15 protein-coding genes and 1 rRNA gene are annotated in these 18,640 nt (G+C 39.7%); 2 read left to right on the top strand and 14 right to left on the bottom strand.

The window, feature by feature from the left end; all coding sequences use genetic code 11:
• Nucleotides 1-477: 477 nt before the first annotated feature.
• The 6 genes from GKD17_RS03790 to GKD17_RS03765 all read right to left on the bottom strand — a co-directional run bounded on the left by GKD17_RS03790 (nucleotide 478) and on the right by GKD17_RS03765 (nucleotide 6,655).
• Complete coding sequence (locus tag GKD17_RS03790; protein WP_007836702.1) at nucleotides 478-1,281, bottom strand: DUF4373 domain-containing protein; 804 nt, start codon at nucleotides 1,279-1,281, stop codon at nucleotides 478-480.
• Nucleotides 1,282-1,581: 300 nt separating this feature from the next.
• Nucleotides 1,582-2,853 (bottom strand): adenylosuccinate synthase, encoded by a 1,272-nt coding sequence (locus GKD17_RS03785; RefSeq protein WP_007836701.1) that lies wholly within the window; start codon nucleotides 2,851-2,853, stop codon nucleotides 1,582-1,584.
• A 16-nt stretch (nucleotides 2,854-2,869) separates the two neighbouring features.
• Entirely contained in the window at nucleotides 2,870-3,361 is a 492-nt protein-coding gene (locus GKD17_RS03780; RefSeq protein WP_005841116.1) for a Fur family transcriptional regulator, read from the bottom strand.
• 30 nt (nucleotides 3,362-3,391) lie between these two features.
• Nucleotides 3,392-4,060 carry a DNA alkylation repair protein gene (locus tag GKD17_RS03775; RefSeq protein ID WP_007836698.1) on the bottom strand — a complete coding sequence of 223 codons (669 nt, stop codon included), beginning with the start codon at nucleotides 4,058-4,060 and terminating at the stop codon, nucleotides 3,392-3,394.
• An 8-nt stretch (nucleotides 4,061-4,068) separates the two neighbouring features.
• Nucleotides 4,069-6,081: a dipeptidyl-peptidase 3 family protein gene (locus GKD17_RS03770; RefSeq protein WP_007836696.1), complete on the bottom strand. Its 2,013-nt coding sequence runs from the start codon at nucleotides 6,079-6,081 to the stop codon at nucleotides 4,069-4,071.
• 106 nt (nucleotides 6,082-6,187) lie between these two features.
• Nucleotides 6,188-6,655, bottom strand: a complete 468-nt coding sequence (locus GKD17_RS03765; protein WP_005841109.1) for a helix-turn-helix domain-containing protein — start codon at nucleotides 6,653-6,655, stop codon at nucleotides 6,188-6,190.
• A gap of 331 nt (nucleotides 6,656-6,986) precedes the next feature.
• Here GKD17_RS03765 and recQ point away from each other — a divergent pair, with 331 nt between their 5' ends.
• Entirely contained in the window at nucleotides 6,987-8,804 is a 1,818-nt protein-coding gene (gene recQ / locus GKD17_RS03760; RefSeq protein WP_007836693.1) for a DNA helicase RecQ, read from the top strand.
• A gap of 111 nt (nucleotides 8,805-8,915) precedes the next feature.
• Here the strand turns inward: recQ and GKD17_RS03755 are convergent, their stop codons facing one another.
• Nucleotides 8,916-9,770, bottom strand: a complete 855-nt coding sequence (locus GKD17_RS03755) for a tetratricopeptide repeat protein (RefSeq protein WP_007842235.1) — start codon at nucleotides 9,768-9,770, stop codon at nucleotides 8,916-8,918.
• 117 nt (nucleotides 9,771-9,887) lie between these two features.
• On the opposite strand from GKD17_RS03755, the gene msrA reads away from it, so the two are divergent.
• Nucleotides 9,888-10,373, top strand: a complete 486-nt coding sequence (msrA, locus tag GKD17_RS03750; protein ID WP_007836691.1) for a peptide-methionine (S)-S-oxide reductase MsrA — start codon at nucleotides 9,888-9,890, stop codon at nucleotides 10,371-10,373.
• A gap of 68 nt (nucleotides 10,374-10,441) precedes the next feature.
• Here the strand turns inward: msrA and GKD17_RS03745 are convergent, their stop codons facing one another.
• From GKD17_RS03745 to rrf, 7 genes are all read right to left on the bottom strand, one after another.
• A complete protein-coding gene (locus GKD17_RS03745) occupies nucleotides 10,442-11,587 on the bottom strand; it encodes a TlpA disulfide reductase family protein (protein WP_007836690.1) in 1,146 nt (381 codons plus the stop codon).
• Between the two features lie 131 nt (nucleotides 11,588-11,718).
• Nucleotides 11,719-12,780 (bottom strand): 3-isopropylmalate dehydrogenase, encoded by a 1,062-nt coding sequence (gene leuB, locus GKD17_RS03740; protein ID WP_007836689.1) that lies wholly within the window; start codon nucleotides 12,778-12,780, stop codon nucleotides 11,719-11,721.
• A gap of 103 nt (nucleotides 12,781-12,883) precedes the next feature.
• The gene (locus GKD17_RS03735; RefSeq protein WP_007836687.1) at nucleotides 12,884-14,419 is read right to left on the bottom strand and encodes an alpha-isopropylmalate synthase regulatory domain-containing protein; all 1,536 of its coding nucleotides are present in this window, start codon (nucleotides 14,417-14,419) and stop codon (nucleotides 12,884-12,886) included.
• Complete coding sequence (leuD, locus tag GKD17_RS03730) at nucleotides 14,398-14,994, bottom strand: 3-isopropylmalate dehydratase small subunit (RefSeq protein WP_007836685.1); 597 nt, start codon at nucleotides 14,992-14,994, stop codon at nucleotides 14,398-14,400. Before leuD ends, GKD17_RS03735 begins: the two co-directional genes overlap by 22 nt.
• A 13-nt stretch (nucleotides 14,995-15,007) precedes the next feature.
• The gene (leuC, locus tag GKD17_RS03725) at nucleotides 15,008-16,390 is read right to left on the bottom strand and encodes a 3-isopropylmalate dehydratase large subunit (protein WP_007836683.1); all 1,383 of its coding nucleotides are present in this window, start codon (nucleotides 16,388-16,390) and stop codon (nucleotides 15,008-15,010) included.
• 11 nt (nucleotides 16,391-16,401) lie between these two features.
• Complete coding sequence (locus tag GKD17_RS03720; protein ID WP_005840837.1) at nucleotides 16,402-17,898, bottom strand: 2-isopropylmalate synthase; 1,497 nt, start codon at nucleotides 17,896-17,898, stop codon at nucleotides 16,402-16,404.
• Nucleotides 17,899-18,503: 605 nt separating this feature from the next.
• Nucleotides 18,504-18,614 (bottom strand): 5S ribosomal RNA (gene rrf / locus GKD17_RS03715).
• Nucleotides 18,615-18,640: the final 26 nt, after the last annotated feature.

The raw sequence follows: 18,640 nt of genomic DNA, 5'->3' as shown, positions 1-18,640 counted from the left end.
CAAAGAAAAAAAGTGATTTTCTTGACAATTTTCATGTATTTTACATCATTTCATACTCAAAATAAAATAAATACCCTACTTTTAACAAATATCGCAACTAAATAATACTTATGAATAAAAAATATTATAGACAAAAATAATAGCCTTATTCTTTTATTTTTAATAAAATTTTATATCTTTGCAATGTTATTGATAAACTGAGTTCCAAAAGAACTTATGCTTACCGTTCCCCCTCTATTCATTCAGTCCACCATACTTATATTATTTCTCCCTTTTACTTGATACACAATATATTATAACTATTTTTTTAGTCACTTTCTACTTATACTCTACCATTAGCATAATCAGCACTCTAAAAATCAGGCTATTATCTATTTAATATTCTATTTATTTTCTACTTATATGAACCATAAAACTATCAATCGTTTTTTTTATTACACAATTACAGTATTTATCAATCTACTAAATCCTAATCGGTCAAACTCGCAGGCGCGACCAAATAAAGGCTAACGGTTGATGTATCCTTCCACCTGACATACGCATATCAGCTAATATTTTCCATATCGGATGCCCTATCACACCATAATCACAGTACCCCACTATTTTATATAAATTATCATCTCCTATCCCCCACTGCTGCAAAGCTTCAACCAGTCCGGAAGTATTTCTGCGTTTTCCATCTACAGGAATAGAAGAAAAGGTCTCTTTCTCCGCAAAAATCCTCTTCTTTTCTGGAGAACAAAAAGAGGAGGAGTCCTTTTCATTTTTTTGCTCTGCTTTACTTTCCTCTGCTTTACTTTGTGACTTCATGTTTACATTTCCGGTTTTCATGTCCACATTTTCCGTTGAAATGCCTACGTTACTGCCGTCTACATACAAATTCTTGTATTTTGAAATCTCTATCAACAAGTAATCAGCCCGCACCTCTACACGCTTCCGTCGTTGTGCCGCCTCAAAATAATGGCCCTGTATGCTTTCCGAAGTAAGAATTCCAAATCTTTCGTATTGGACTTTACTAAAAAAGCCACGTTCCAATAGTGCATCCACCACTTGCTGTACATAATCGGCCGTACAGCCTTCGGGCAATCTGCGGGTAAAAAGCAGACACTCATCCTTTCCCCAACGGCAAAAATATCCTTTGTGGTAAATACGTGCCAACAAGCGCAATACAAGCAATGTAGCCCGACTGCCCAACTCTTGTTCCACCAACAATATTTTATCATTCTCGAAGAAATCCACACTCAGGTAGAAAAATTCCAATCCGGTTGTTTGTAATGCCATATCAATATTTTTTTATTTATGGCAAATATAGAAAGAAGCCCGGACGGAATGACGCGATTTGACGCGATTTGGCACAATAATACGCAATAATGCACAATTGATGCTCCACACACATCTTGAATAGCAACCGGAAAGATATAGACGATAAAGACGAAAGATATATTATCTTACATGGGTATCATTATAGATGTTACAATTTTATCAAATATACATAGAAACAGATAGATGTATACAAAAAAAAGAGAAACTGCCTCCAAAAGAAAACAGTATCTCTTTTTTATCTTATAAGATTCTTCCCTATTATTCTTCCGTATAACGTTCAATAGTCTGACCACGATCAGGACCTACCGAAACAATCTTGATCGGGGTTTCCAGCTGTTCTTCCAAGAAAGTGACATACGCATTGAATTCTTCCGGGAATTCATCCTCACTGGTCATCTTGGTCATATCAGTCTTCCATCCGGGAAGCTCCGCATATACAGGTTCCAACCCCTCGCTAATATCATAAGGAAAGTAATCAATTTCCTCACCATTTACTTTATAAGCCACACATGCTTTGATAGTTTCGAAATCATCCAACACATCGCTCTTCATCATAATTAACTGGGTCACCCCGTTTACCATGATAGAATACTTCAAAGCCACAAGATCAATCCAGCCACAACGACGTTCACGACCTGTCACCGCACCATATTCATGACCTAAATCACGGATTTTCTTACCAGTTTCGTCAAACAGCTCGGTAGGAAAAGGACCTGATCCCACACGGGTACAATACGCTTTCATGATACCGTATACATTACCAATTTTATTAGGACCGATACCTAAACCGGTACAAGCACCGGCACAAATGGTATTTGAAGAAGTGACAAAAGGATAAGAACCGAAATCAACATCAAGCATCGTTCCCTGCGCACCTTCACAAAGCACACTCTTACCCGACTTCAGAAGATTGTTGATTTCATGTTCACTGTCCACCAAATGGAACTGTTTCAGGTATTCAATACCCTCCAACCATTGTTTTTCCAGCTCGGTTATATTATATTCATAGTTCAGACTTTTCAAGATCTGTTCGTGGCGTGCCTTTGCTTTTCCATACACTTCTTCAAAATTATGAAGGATATCACCTACACGTACGCCGTTACGACTCACTTTATCAGTATAAGTAGGGCCTATACCTTTTCCGGTAGTTCCCACTTTGGCATCTCCTTTAGCAGCTTCATAGGCTGCATCCAGAATGCGGTGAGTAGGCAAAATCAAATGAGCTTTCTTTGAAATGTGCAAACGTTCTTTCAGGGGGTGTCCGCTAGCTTCCAAAGCTTCAGCCTCAGCCTTGAATAAAGCCGGATCCAGTACCACACCATTACCAATAATGTTTACTTTATTTCCTTGAAATATTCCGGAAGGAATGGAACGGAGCACATATTTCTGGCCTTCGAATTCCAGTGTATGGCCTGCATTCGGACCTCCCTGGAAACGAGCTACTACATCATAACGGGGAGTCAGAACATCGACAACCTTTCCTTTGCCTTCATCACCCCATTGCAAACCTAACAAGACATCTACTTTCATGTTTCTTCGTTTTATGTTACTTATCTTTTTTCTTCCTACGCTTGGCCCAAGTACACTTGCTGCATACACCATAGATATATAAGGAATAGTGCGAGGCATGAAATTTCTTCAGCTTCGTATTGGCAATGGCTTGTTTCAGATTCTCATCCTGAAATTCGGTCACTTTGCCACATTCCGTACATATCATGTGATGATGGGTTTCATTGTTGTACGCACGCTCGTACTGGGAAGAATTGCCGAACTGATGTTTAATAACCAATTTTGCATCGATAAAAAGAATGATGGTATTATAAAGAGTAGCCCGGCTTACCCGGAATTTCCCTTCATTTGCCATATAATTATAAAGCGTATCAATGTCAAAATGACCTTTAATGGAATAGATAGTATCGAGTATAGCATATCGTTCAGGTGTCTTCCGATGCCCGTTAACCTGCAGATATTCTGTCAAGATCTGCTTTACCTTATCTTTCACATTCTCTTCCATCACAGATTTCAGTTCCGCCGTCAAAGTTAAGCCTTTTTATGATAACATGAAAGTTTAATGCCAATATTCTGTTTCTAATTTTATTTCTCCAGCCAAAGAAGCTATTTCTACCTTATCTGATTTGGCTAATGGAGCCAACAATCGGTTCACCTTTTTGCCATTTTCTTTGCTTTGAACGGCAAACTTCTTCAAAGCAGTAGCAGCTGCTTTGCGGGGCAACACTCCCTCGCTTTGTAAAGTGGCCATTGCCTGATCCAAAAATTCAGCTTCCGAACGCTCAGTCAGCTGATTACCCTTCATCAATAGTCTTGCCATCAGCATAAAGCCGCATAACTGAAAATATTCACGATCATCGGCCATCCATTCGAAAGCCTTCTCCGAAGCATAAGGCAAATATTGGAACAAACTCATGCAAGTCAGTTCCGCTATTTCCGGATAGCGCATATCTTCTACCCATATATCAGCTATTTCCGGATAAAATGTTTCTACCGGCTGTAACATCCCCGCCAGAATTTTACATTCACGGATATTTTCTTTCCATAAAGCCTGCGCCACTTCATGATTTTTTTCATAACGAGCAGCTATTTCTTTCAAACGCGGAAGTTCGATGCCAAAATTCAGTTTATAGTCTAATCCCTTCTCGCGCATACTTTGGGAAGCCACCCCATTCATAAACAAACGGAATTGCCCCTTTATGTCTTTTATTGTTTCATGTACATCCATATTTTTTCTTATTCATTTCTATAAGGAAGATTCGCAAATTCTTTGCTATAACGTAACATCTGCTCCGCGTAACCTTCATTATAAGATACTTTTACATCTATAATATTTCCATCTTTATCTGTCACAGCCTCATATACAGGATTTACAAAACCTTTGTAAGGAGCCAAATGAAGTTTTTCATAACGTGCCAATATCTCGGCGTGCAAAACCGGATCTATTTTCACCGCATACTTTTCGACCAATTTACGGGCAGCCTCAAAATCGCCTTCACTTTTAATGCGTTGTATCTCAGCCAGCAACTGTCCGAACAGAGTGCGCAATTTTTGATAATCGTTTATCTTCACATACGTTTTTCCATCCTTCTTAACCATTTCAACCACCTTATCTGCAGCACCTTTCTCAAATGTCCACCGCGCAATGAGCTGGCGGTTACGCATGTGTGCTTCCTCTACCATATTACCTAACTCGATGCGGACTAACTGGGTCATCAGACCATTCATCATATAAGTATAATATTCTGCTTTAAAGGCATCTCCATCCGGTGTAAGCCCCAATTCTATCATTTTGTCATCCGGCAGATAGTACAAACCGAATAAATCGGCACGTGCCTCTTCTATCGTAGATCCATACGCTTTCAAAGCATCCTGATCTACTCCCGGTAACAACTGCCCAGAACCGTGTCCCAAACATTCATGCAAATCAGTATGTAAATCCCCTGTAAGATCTGCATATTTCTTTATCCATTCTTTCTCTTCGGCACCGCAAACAAATTCATCTGCAAATCCATTACCATGAGCCGCTTTATTATAGGCATCTGTCAGATTTCCGATGGTTACAGACTTAGAACCATGCACACTACGAATCCAGTTGGAATTAGGGAGATTAATCCCAATCGCCGTAGCAGGATACAAATCCCCCCCCAGCATAGCGGCTGTAATCACCTTGGCCGACACACCTTTCACTTCCTTTTTTTTAAACCGATGATCTACAGGTGAGTGATCTTCAAACCATTGGGCATTAGCGCTGATGATTTCCGTGCGCTTGGTTGCTTCCAGATCTTTAAAATTCACAATGGACTCCCAACTAGCTTTCAATCCTAACGGATCTCCATAACTTTCAATAAAGCCGTTAACAAAATCCACGCGTGAATCCAAATCCTTCACCCACGCAATAGAATATTCATCAAAATCCTTCAAGTCCCCGTTCTTATAAAATCGAATTAATTTTTCGATAACTATTTTTTGTTGTGCATCTTCTGCCACACCAAGAGCCTTATCCAACCAATAAATGATCTTATCAATGGCTTGCCCATACAATCCGCCAGATCTCCAGACCTTTTCTTGTACTTTTCCGTCCTCTTTCACTAAACGGCTGTTCATACCAAACATTACCGGCATCATATCATCCGGATTCTTCAAATTATGATAAAAATCTTCCGCTTCTTTCTGGGTTACCCCTTCGTAATAATTTGCAGCCGAAGTCAGGACCAAATCTTCCCCGTCTGCCTGATTCACACGTTTAGGCATCATTTCAGGATCAAAAATCACCGGAAAGACTTCTTCACAAAGTTCTTCCACTGTTTCCCCTTTACCCAAAGGCAACTTCAATGCATCCACACTATTCAATGCGTCTCTAAGAAATTCCGGAGTGAAACCTGGTACGAACTTATCCGAAGCATAATGATGATGAATTCCGTTAGAAAACCATATACGTTTCAGATAAGTTTCCAAATTGACGAAATTCACATCTGTACGATCTCCCTGATACTCTGTATATACGGTTTCCAACATTTTACGAATAAGCAAATTGTATTTGCCATTCTGATCAAACAAAATATCACGACCTTGCAAAGCAGCTTGTGACAAATAGTAAATCAACTCTTTTTGTTTCAAACTCAGTTCTTCAAATCCATACACTTTATATCGAAGTAACTGTAAGTCGGCAAATTGTTCAACCGTGTAATTAAATTCCTCCATTTTATTCATGCTCTTGTCTATTTCATTGCAACCAGCCTGTTTCATTTCTACAATCAACTTTTTTTCATAGATACATAATTCATGAGCCGAAATAAAAAAAGGAAAACAATTGTTTTCCTTTTTCTAAATTATAATGTAGCAAATTATGCTCTTACTTCTTTTCTTGATTTCTCTTACGATAGCCATTAGGAGTCTCACCCACATTCTTATAAAATGCAGCATAAAAAGATTGGCGATTAGCAAAACCTACCATTGCACTAATCTCTTCCACATTCTTATCCATATAGCGTTTATCAACTAAAAGATGCAAAGCATCTTTAATACGATATTCATTCAGCAAACAAGAATAATTCATTCCGAAGCGGGAATTCACTACAGCTGACAAATAACGAGTATTTGTCTTTAATTCTTTCGCCAAGTCTTTTGCTGAATAATTAGGATCTTTGTACTTTTTCTGAACAACTACAATGTTCAAAATCTTATCATACAATTCATCGGCAAGTTCTGCTCTAATCAGAGATCTGTAAGCAGCCTTTTTCTCTTTCTTTTCTCTCAGGTTATACGGCTTTTTCTTAGGAGCCGCTTCCTGGGTTTCTGATTTTTTTTCCACGTCGCTCATCAGTTAATTTTTCTTTTAATTTTTCGTTGTTTGGTTAGTTATATAAATGCAAACATCTAATTTTGGACAAATGTGGGAAAAGTTTTTTTCATATGCAACTTTTTTTGCCTAATTTATTTCTTAAATAATCACAACACTTTGTTTTTTAAGTGGCAAAAAAGTTTATTTGTCCGATCTACAATAACCGGCTTCTCTTTCAAGTAGTAATTTCCAACCAAATGAGTTACGAATAAAAGTATATCTTATTTATTATTATCAGGCAGAGATCCCGACCAAATCTAAAGATTTTACTACCTTTGTAGCCGATTACGTTTTAAAATAATAAACAGATATGTTCCAAACTCTAAAAAATTACTTCGGATACGATAGTTTCCGTCCTTTACAGCAAGATATTATTCAAAATATATTAGCTCAAAAGGATACTTTGGTATTAATGCCTACAGGAGGAGGGAAATCCATCTGTTATCAATTACCGGCTTTACTGATGGAAGGTACGGCCATTGTCGTTTCACCTCTTATTTCTTTAATGAAAGACCAGGTGGAAAGTTTACAAGCAAACGGAATTGCAGCACGGGCACTGAACAGCAGCAATAATGAAACAGAAAATATAAACCTACGTCGCGAATGTCTTCAAGGAAAAATCAAATTGCTTTATATTTCACCTGAACGATTACTTATAGAAACAAATTTCCTGTTGAAAGATATCCAAATATCTTTATTTGCCATTGATGAAGCTCATTGCATCTCACAATGGGGACATGATTTCCGGCCTGAATATACCCAATTAAAGGTACTACGTAATCAGTTTCCCAAAGTACCGATTGTAGCATTAACTGCTACAGCTGACAAAATAACCCGAAAAGACATTGCACAACAATTGGTCTTGAAAGATCCTAAAATATTCATATCTTCCTTTGATCGTCCCAATCTGAGTTTGGAAGTAAAAAGAGGCTACCAACAAAAGGATAAGGCACGGACTATCCTTGAATTTATAGAAAAACACAAAAATGAATGTGGTATCATTTATTGCATGAGCCGCAGCAAAACAGAAAATGTGGCCGCAATGCTGATGAAACAAGGTATCCGTGCAACCGTTTATCATGCAGGATTAAGCAGTGATATGCGTGATAAAGCACAAAATGATTTCATAAACGATCGTGTACAGGTAGTGTGTGCCACTATTGCTTTCGGGATGGGAATTGATAAATCCAATGTACGCTGGGTTATTCATTATAACCTTCCTAAAAGCATAGAAAGTTTCTATCAAGAAATAGGACGTGCCGGACGTGATGGTATGGAAAGTGATACTTTGCTGTTCTATTCACTGGGAGACTTGGTTATGCTTTCCAAATTCGCTACAGAAAGCAGCCAGCAGGAAATTAACTTAGAGAAATTACACCGAATGCAACAATATGCTGAATCGGATATCTGTCGGAGGCGTATTCTGCTGAACTATTTTGGTGAGACAATGGACCATGATTGCGGCAACTGTGATGTGTGCCGTAATCCCCCCGAGCGCTTTGACGGAACAATCATTGTACAAAAAGCTTTAAGTGCAATAGCCCGAACTAACCAACAAATAGGCACCCACATGTTAATAGACATATTGAAAGGGTCAGCGAACCAAGAACTGATTGACAAAGGTTATGACAAACTGAAAACATATGCTGCAGGAAGAGATATTCCTGCACGCGACTGGCAAGATTATCTGCTGCAAATGCTGAATCTAGGCTATTTCGAAATAGCCTATAATGAAAACAATCACCTCAAAATAACTGAAAGCGGGCAAAAAGTATTGTTCGGCAAAGAACCCGCCATGCTGGTAGTCATCAAACGGGAAGAATTCATACCTGCTAAGGAAAAACGTAAAAAGAAAGCCAAGGAAGAGGTACTCTTTCCCACTCCGGTTACTTTTGGTAATGAAAACAAGGACTTGTTCGAGGAGTTACGTGTACTGCGTAAAAAACTGGCAGACCAGCAAGCTATACCTGCCTATATTGTTCTATCCGACAAGACTTTGCACCTGATCGCCACCCAACAACCTACAACTATAGAAGCATTCGGCAACATCAATGGTATCGGCGAATATAAGAAAGAAAAATACGGAAAAGATTTTATAGAGTTGATAAAAAAGGTATTGCAGGAATGAAAATACCTTTTTTAAAAGCTATTGCCCTCATATACCAACAATAGGAACAGATAAATTCTGTTCCTATTGTAAAAGCACGATGATTGTCTGACAATAATCCTGTTCGCATTTTTACTTACTCGCTTTCAGCTTATCCTGCAACTCCGGTCGGGGCACTCCCAACTCTATTGCTTTTTCAAAAGCAACATACGCTTCTCTTTTCTTTTTCTGACTTAAATAAATCTCACCACACATCACATAAATTTCCGCATCGTCCGGTGCCAGTTTGGCGGCCTCCTCCAAATCCAATAAAGCCAGATCAGGCGTATTCATTTCTACAGCCAATGTAGCACGAGCTTTCAAATAAGAGACATCTCTGGGATTATCGGAAACCAATCTGTTGAAATCTTCTAAAGATTCACGATACTTCAACTCCTTCTGATTTAAAAGTGCCCTGCCCAAACGTGCAGTATTATTTCCCGGTTCCTCCTGTAATAAAGTGTTATAATCTATTCTCGCTCCTTTATAATCCCTACGTTGCATATAAATATAAGCCCGGAAAAGTAATGCTTCCTTATTTTTCTTGTCTATATCGATCACATTACAATAATCCACATAAGCCCTGTCAAACAAATTTTTCTCCAAATAGAGTGAAGCACGATTGAGCAATGTAACAACAGAATATGGAGTAATATTCAAGGATAACGTGTACGAGTCAATAGCATCATCTATTTTCCCCAATCTCCGCTGGACCGTTCCTAGATTAGTAAACAATAAAGCATTACGCATATTGGCAGGATCCATCTTCAATGCCTGTCTGAACAATATTTCTGATTTTGTCAAACTGTCTTTTTTTGCCGCATCCAACGCACTGGTTATCAGTTCATCGTAAGTTTGCGCCTGCAACTGCATACATGCACATAGCAACATAAGATAACATACGATCTGTTTCATCCGATTTTCTATATTAATTAATTCCGGTTGCAAAGGTAGAGGAATCTTTAACGATATTCCTTTAGTTTAATTAAAAAAAGCATAAGGTAGGTTTCTCGTTTTAAAGGGTATTCCGTATATTTGGCATACAATTTTAAAAGAATAAAGAACATGAAAGTAGAAAAAGCGATATTCGCCGCCGGATGCTTCTGGGGCGTACAACATCAGTTCGAACGTATTCCGGGTGTACTAAACACTACAGTCGGTTATACAGGTGGTCCGGAAGCCAACCCCGCATATACTCAGGTAAAAGCCCACATGACACACCATGTAGAAGCTATTTTTGTAGATTATGACGCCGACATGGTTTCTTATGTGGATTTGTGCAAACTTTTTTTTGAAATACATGATCCCTCACAAACCGATGGAATAGGTCCCGACCTTGGGCCGCAATATCGGAGTATGATTTTCTACATGGATGAAAAACAAAAATCCGAAGCTGAAGAGGTCATCGAACTGCTTCGCTCGAAAGGTCATAGAGTCAATACCAGATTACGCCCTGCCGAGAAATTTTGGGAAGCAGAAGGCTATCATCAGCACTATTACGATAAAATGGGAGGAGAACCTTACTGTCATATACGCGTAAAAAAATTCTAAATTAAACAACAGAGATGTGTTCAAATAATAGCACACCTCTGTTATTCATAATTATCCGAAACCTTTCATCATTTCATCAATGCCTCCAGATACATATAAAATTCGGGGTCCTCGCCAACTACCTGTTTAGCAATTTTCCCTTCAGGATCAATCACATATTTAGTGGGATAACCACTTACTCCATACATCACCGCCACATCCGGTTCACCTATATTGCGTACATTAATCCACGGCAATTGATGCTCAGCTACTGCTTTTTTCCATTTATCCTCTGTATCATTGCAGTCAATCCCTACAAATTCTATTTTTCCCTTGTATTTTTCATATGCCTTTTTCATTTCGGGAATTCCTTTTATGCACCATCCACACCAGCTTCCCCAGAAATCAAGCACTACATATTTACCTCTCAGAGAAGATAAGTCAAAATTCTTTCCATCCAAATCCTTCAAAGTAAATTCTGGAGCGAGATTACCTGGTTTCATTGCTTCTTTTGCTTTATCGCGAGCCAGTTCTTTCTCATATCCTTCTCTCATTCTCTGATATAAAGGAGCCATCATTCCTTCCTTTACCCGATCAGTCAAAACATTAAAAGCATCCCCCAACTGATCCCTTGACAACTGTGACATTACATATACTGATACATCTTTATCCGGATTCTGCCTAACATAGTCACTTTTTATTTTTAAAATATTTCCATACCATTCTTTTGCTGGAGCATAAACTTTACGGATAGAATCTCCGGGTATTCCTTTTTTCTCCATATCCATACAGACTACGTTCAATGAATCTATTTTATGACTATATGTTTTACAGTCCTCCACCACTTCATTATAATCGTCATAAAAGGAACCTCCCTCCAATTTATATTCATCCAATGAACCTGAAATTTTTATAGGCTGGCCAGGCAACAGCAAAAAACTTACAGCTTTCATCGATATGGCAGGTATACTGCCATCCTCATTGGGTTTCACTGACGGTTTACCATAAATATAAACCTGTTTCAATACACTATTACCTAAATTAAAGGCAAAACTTCCATTTTGCATGGCAACCGTATCTGTCCTACGACTATCACGATCATTTACAGGAAAAGATTGTACCAATAATGTATCACTCTCGATACCAGTCAGCGTACCGCTGATTTCCGGTCGGCTCAAAGGCTGGCAGGCAATCATAAAACCAGCTCCTACCAAAGCATAAACTAAATTCTTCATTTAAATGTCTTTCAATTATTATCTTTGTTTTATTTGCAGCATCAAATATACTTTTTCTTATCCAATAAAAATAAAGAATCAGAAGTAAAATGCCATTCACTTCTGATTCCCCGTAAAAGACCTATAAATTTCTATGCTTTCTTGATATAATCCACAATCCAAGCACCCACTTCCCTGGTACCATACTTGGCCCCACCTTCAACCTGAATTTCCGGAGTACGCACATTTTCATCCAAAGAAGCATCTACAGCCTTACGAATCAAGGCGCCTTCCTCCTTAAGGTCAAAATACTCAAACAGCATGGCTACCGATAGGATTTGAGCCAATGGATTGGCTATATTCAATCCTTTAGCCTGTGGCCATGAACCGTGAATAGGTTCGAATACCGGAGTGCTTTCACCCGTAGAAGCAGAAGGAAGCAATCCCATAGAGCCGCTGATAACAGAGCCTTCATCTGTCAGAATATCACCAAATGTATTCTCAGTCACCATCACATCAAAGAAACAAGGATCCTGAAGCATCTTCATGGCAGCATTATCCACAAACATATAGTCTGTAGTCACTTCCGGATACTGAGGAGCCATCTCTTGTGCAATCTGTCTCCACAGACGTGAAGATGCCAACACATTGGCTTTATCAACTACAGTAAGATGCTTACGGCGCTTCATAGCATATTCAAAAGCCACTTTTAAGATACGCTCAATCTCCGGACGAGTGTACATATTGGTATCGTATGCCTTATCATTATCCTGATATTTTTCTCCGAAATACATACCTCCGGTCAATTCACGGATACAGATAAAATCTGCATTTTCCACCAGTTCAGCCCGTAACGGAGATTTATGAACCAGACATTTAAAAGTCTGCACAGGACGAATATTAGCAAACAAACCCAATTTTTTACGCATAGCAAGCAAACCTTGTTCCGGACGAACTTTTGCTGTGGGATCATTATCAAATTTAGGATCACCTACAGCAGAAAACAACACTGCATCCGCATTCTTACAAGCCTGAAAAGTCATTTCAGGAAACGGATCACCTACTTTATCGATCGCATCCGCACCACAGATCGCATATTCATAACTTACTTTATGACCAAATTTCTCGCAAACAGCATTCATCACATCAACGCCTTGCACTGAAATCTCCGGTCCGATACCGTCACCGGCTAAAACTGCAATTTTAAAATCCATTTTTTTAGTGATTAATGGTTAGCGGTCAGTGATTAATAGTTGGCGGTTAATGAAATCTGACAACACTGTTCATTAACCACTAACCATTAATCACTAACCATTATTATTCATATTCATTTTCTATTATATTCAGCATTTTCATGGTAGCCTTAATAGCAGCCTCCGTCTGGTCAGCATCCAGCCCACGAGTACGAAATACTTTTTCTTCAAAACTCCAAGTTATTACTGTTTGTACAAATGCATCTGTACGGCCCCCAGGAGGAATACTTACCGCATAGTTGGTCAACATAGGGAATTTACGCCCCAGTGTCACTTTATAAATTTTACGCAATGCACGCACAAAAGCATCATACTGACCGTCGCCGCTGGAATTCTCCTCAAACTCTTTTCCATTAATCTCTATTTTCACAGTAGCCATCGGCTTCAGTCCATGCGCCAGTGTCACAATATAACTTTTCAATTTTACACTTTCGCTTACCACCCCATGCTTCAGCACATCGGAAACAATATAAGGCAAATCCTCCTGAGTAACCAGTTCCTTCTTGTCACCCAATTCGATAATACGTTCCGTTACCTTACGCATGGATTCTTCATCTAAATCAAGACCCAAATCCTCCAGATTTTTACGAATATTGGCTTTGCCACTAGTCTTGCCCAACGCATACTCACGTTTACGCCCGAATCGTTCCGGCAGCAAATCATTGCAATAAAGATTATTCTTGTTATCACCGTCGGCATGAACGCCGGCCACTTGCGTAAACACATTCTCACCCACAATCGGCTTGTTGGCAGGAATAACAATACCTGAATAAGATTCCACCACTCGGCTCACATCATTCAGACGGCTTTCGTCAATATTGGTCAAAGCATTAAAATGATCCTTCAGAATAGCTTGAACACTGGCAAGTGGTGCATTTCCTGCACGTTCCCCTAATCCATTGATAGTAGTATGAAGCCCTTTAACCCCACTCAGCACAGCAGCAAGTACATTACTCACAGCCAAGTCATAATCATTATGCGCATGGAAATCAAAATGGGTATGAGGATAACGTTTTTTCATCTTCCGCATAAATTCTATCACTTGCAAAGGATTCAAGATACCTAATGTATCGGGTAACATATATCGCTTGATGCTAGTATCCTTCAATCCGTCCATCAACTGGAATACATAGTCAGAAGAGTCTTTCATACCGTTACTCCAATCTTCCAGATATACATTAACGGCAATATCCAGTTCATCAGCATAACGCACCACATTCACAATATCTTCAATATGTTCTTCAGGCATTTTCTTCAACTGCTGTGTACAATGTTTCAACGAACCTTTACACAATAAGTTTATTACCCTGCATCCTGTACGTTGTATCCAGTCTACAGAAGTACGGCCATCCACAAATCCGAGCACCTCCACTTTGTGAAGCAAATTCCGGCGGGCAGCCCAGTCACATATCATTTTAACGGCTTCAAATTCGCCATCCGATACACGGGCCGAGGCAACCTCTACCCTGTCTACCTTTAAATCTTCCAATAGCAATCGAGCAATCATCAATTTTTCATGGGGTACAAAAGATACTCCGCTGGTTTGTTCACCATCGCGGAGTGTTGTGTCCATGATTTCTATTTTGACGCTTTTTCCCATGCTTCTATCTTGTCTTTGTTGGTCAGCAAAAAGTCGATATCATCCAACCCGTTCATCAAACAATGTTTCTTATATGCATTGATTTCAAAATGTTCGCTTTTACCTGTAGCCTTGTTGGTTATAGTCTGTTCAGGCAAATTTACTTCCACCTCTATTTTTGGATCTGCATGAATTGAATCAAAAAGTTCCTTCAAGAATCCTTCACTCACCACCACCGGAAGTACAAAATTATTTAATTCATTATTCTTATGAATATCAGCAAAGAAGCTGGACACAACTACCCGGAAACCATATCCGGCGATAGCCCATGCAGCATGTTCACGGCTGGAACCAGAACCGAAATTCTTTCCCGCCACAAGGATTTGTCCACCGTAAGTAGGATTATTCAATACAAAATCCTTGTTAAGAGAACCATCTGGATTGTAACGCCAGTCACGGAACAGATTATCACCAAAGAATTTCTCTTCACGAGTTGTCGCCTTTAAGAAACGGGCCGGAATAATTTGGTCTGTGTCCACATTCTCTAAAGGAAGGGGTACGCAAGTGCTTGTTATGATATTGAATTTCTGTTTCATTGTCTTCGCATTTTTAAATTAGTTCTCTAGGATCTGTTATTACACCGGTCACTGCCGCAGCAGCAGCTACCAGCGGACTGGCAAGCAACGTGCGAGCACCTGGTCCCTGGCGTCCTTCAAAATTACGGTTACTAGTAGATACCGAATATTTTCCGGCCGGAATCTTATCATCATTCATAGCCAGACAAGCAGAACATCCCGGTTGACGGATAGAAAATCCTGCTTCCTCCAAAATTTTGTCCAAACCTTCTTCACGAATCTGTGCATCTACCATCCATGATCCTGGAACCAGCCATGCAATCACATGATCTGCTTTCTTTTTCCCTCTCACTAAAGAGGTAAAGGCACGGAAATCCTCAATTCGTCCGTTAGTGCAAGCACCCAAAAATACATAATCAATTTTCTTACCTAGCAAGTATTCTCCCGGCTGAAAGCCCATATAGTCCAAAGACTTTTTAAAAGAAGCACTTTTATCATCTACCGGAATATGTTCAGTGATTCCCATACCCATTCCTGGATTCGTTCCGTATGTAATCATCGGCTGAATATCTGCTGCATCAAAACGAACCTCTTTATCAAATACAGCATCATCATCACTCTTTAATGTTTTCCAATGAGACACCGCTTTATCCCAATCCGCACCCTTCGGAGCATGTTCCCTGCCTTTTATATATTCAAAAGTCACTTCATCAGGAGCAACCATGCCACCACGTGCCCCCATTTCAATACTCAGATTACATAAAGTCAGACGCCCTTCCATACTCAAGTTACGGACAGCTGAACCGGCATATTCCACGAAGTATCCAGTAGCACCACTGGTTGTCATCTTAGACATCATATAAAGAGCCATGTCTTTTGCCGTCACTCCTTTACCCAGTTCGCCATCAATAGTGATACGCATGGTTTTCGGACGAGATTGTAAGATACATTGTGAAGCCAACACCATTTCTACTTCACTGGTTCCAATACCGAAAGCAACAGCTCCCATCGCACCATGGGTAGAAGTATGCGAGTCACCACAAACAATTGTCATCCCCGGCAAAGTCAGCCCTCTTTCCGGACCTACTACATGAATAATACCATTTCTTTTATCCATCATACCGAAATGAGCCAAACCGAAATCTTTGGCATTCTTTGCCAAAGTATCCACCTGCGTTTTAGAAACCGGATCCTCAATCGGTTTGTCCTGGTCATGTGTCGGAGTATTGTGATCCGGCATACAATATACATGATCCGGACGAAAGACTTTCACCCCGCGTGCGCGCAGTCCCGCAAAAGCCTGCGGACTAGTTACTTCATGACAATAAAGCCTGTCTATATAAAGCTGAGTAGGTCCGTCCTCAACCTTTTGTACCACATGGGCATCCCAAATCTTATCAAATAATGTGTTAGCCATTTTACGTATTATTATCTTTTAAACTTGTTGATACAATCAATATATGCTTCTACTGATGCAGCGATAATATCTGTATTCGCTCCGAAACCATAGTACATCTGTCCGTCATATTCCACCTGCATGTGTACTTTACCCATATCATCACTACCTTTACTGATAGCCTGGATCGTAAATTCCTTCAACACCATGTGGCGGTCAATAATTTTTTTCAAAGCCTTGATAGCAGCATCTACCGGTCCATTTCCACTGGCAGCAGCTTCAAAGTGCTCTCCTGCAATATTCAGCCCTAAACTTGCCACCGAACGAACTCCCACTCCGCTTGTTACCTGCAAGTAATCCAGTTTAATATGGTTATTAACACTTCTATCGGCACCTGCCAATACCAGAATATCATCATCTGTGATATCTTTCTTCTTATCAGCCAGTTTTAAGAAATCCTCATATACCTTATCCAATTTGTCCTGCTCCAGTTCGACTCCCAAAACATGAAGACGATGTTTTAACGCAGCACGTCCGCTACGAGCAGTCAAAACAATAGCATTATCATCAATGCCCACATCCTTCGGGTCAATAATTTCGTATGTTTGTACGTTCTTCAAAACACCATCTTGATGGATACCGGATGAATGTGCAAAAGCATTGCGTCCCACAATTGCCTTGTTCGGCTGAACCGGCATATTCATCAAACTTGACACCATACGGCTAGTCGGATAAATCTTCTGAGTATTGATATTTGTCTGAATATTAATATCATTATGGCATTTGACAATCATTGCCACCTCTTCCAAGGAAGTATTACCAGCACGTTCTCCAATACCATTGATAGTCACTTCTACCTGACGTGCTCCATTTAACACACCACTAATCGTATTAGCAGTAGCCATACCCAAATCATTATGACAATGAGTAGAAATAATAGCCTTATCAATACCATCTACATGATCTACCAAATATTTAATTTTCGCCCCATACTCTTCAGGCAAGCAATAACCTGTAGTATCAGGTATATTCACTACTGTCGCTCCCGCTTTAATAACAGCTTCTACCACACGAGCCAAATATTCATTATCCGTACGTCCTGCGTCTTCCGCATAAAATTCCACATCATCTACATAGCGACGTGCATATTTCACAGCAGCCACCGCACGTTCAATAATTTCTTCACGAGTAGAATTGAATTTATATTTGATATGAGAATCTGAAGTTCCAATGCCAGTATGAATACGTTTGTGCTTGGCAAACTTCAATGCGTCAGCAGCTACATCGATATCTTTTTCAACTGCACGAGTCAGCGCGCAAATGGTTGGCCAAGTAACAGCCTTAGAAATTTCAATTACTGAATTGAAGTCCCCCGGACTTGAAATAGGAAATCCTGCCTCAATCACATCCACTCCCAAAGCCTCCAACTGCTTAGCCACCTGAATCTTTTCCACTGTATTCAACTGACATCCCGGAACCTGTTCGCCATCACGAAGAGTGGTATCAAAAATAAATAATCTGTCACTCATAAATTTCAATTTTATACATTATTACATTCATAAAAAAAACCTTTCACACAAGGAAGTGAGAAAGGCTTTCGTATATCATTATTCACACATACTTTTATGCACAACACTCACTTCCTGCTGACTTTGCCAGTAGAATAATAATGCCGCATAGCAAAATATGTATAAATCCTTGGTTCATTGTTTATCTCTTATTTTATCTAAAACGTTGCAAAGGTAGAGATTATTTTCTAAACACAAAATAAAAATGAAAGTTTTTTCATAATATAAACTACGATTTTTTATTTATTCTATTTTTAGAGTAACAGTTTATAGGAAGATATACATCTACAAGTATCTCTATAGAAGTGTATCTCCAAAGTTATAGATCACTTTAGATATAGAGGCCCAATTGAATTGACACAAATTAAACTCACTTTATGACATAGACATGAACATTGCCCGCTACAGGGCAAAACTTCCGGGGTTGCTTCCCGCCGGAGAAGGAGCATGGCGGAGCCAGCCGGGCAGGCCCGGGGAAACAGAGCCAGCCACACGTGGATGTAAATTCACACGTGGATGCAAAAAAAAGCCTCCGGAACTTCTTCAAGTCCGGAGGCTTCAATCAAAAACGGCAGCTACCTACTCTCCCACTGTGACGCAGTACCATCGGCGTGACAAGGCTTAACTTCTCTGTTCGGAATGGGAAGAGGTGGAACCCTTGTGCTATAGCCACCTGAATAAGGGCGACATATCGACAAGCCAT

The sequence above is a fragment of the Phocaeicola dorei genome, assembly GCF_013009555.1.
In the GTDB taxonomy this organism is placed as follows: domain Bacteria; phylum Bacteroidota; class Bacteroidia; order Bacteroidales; family Bacteroidaceae; genus Phocaeicola; species Phocaeicola dorei.
This window is presented reverse-complemented; position numbering and strand designations above follow the sequence as displayed.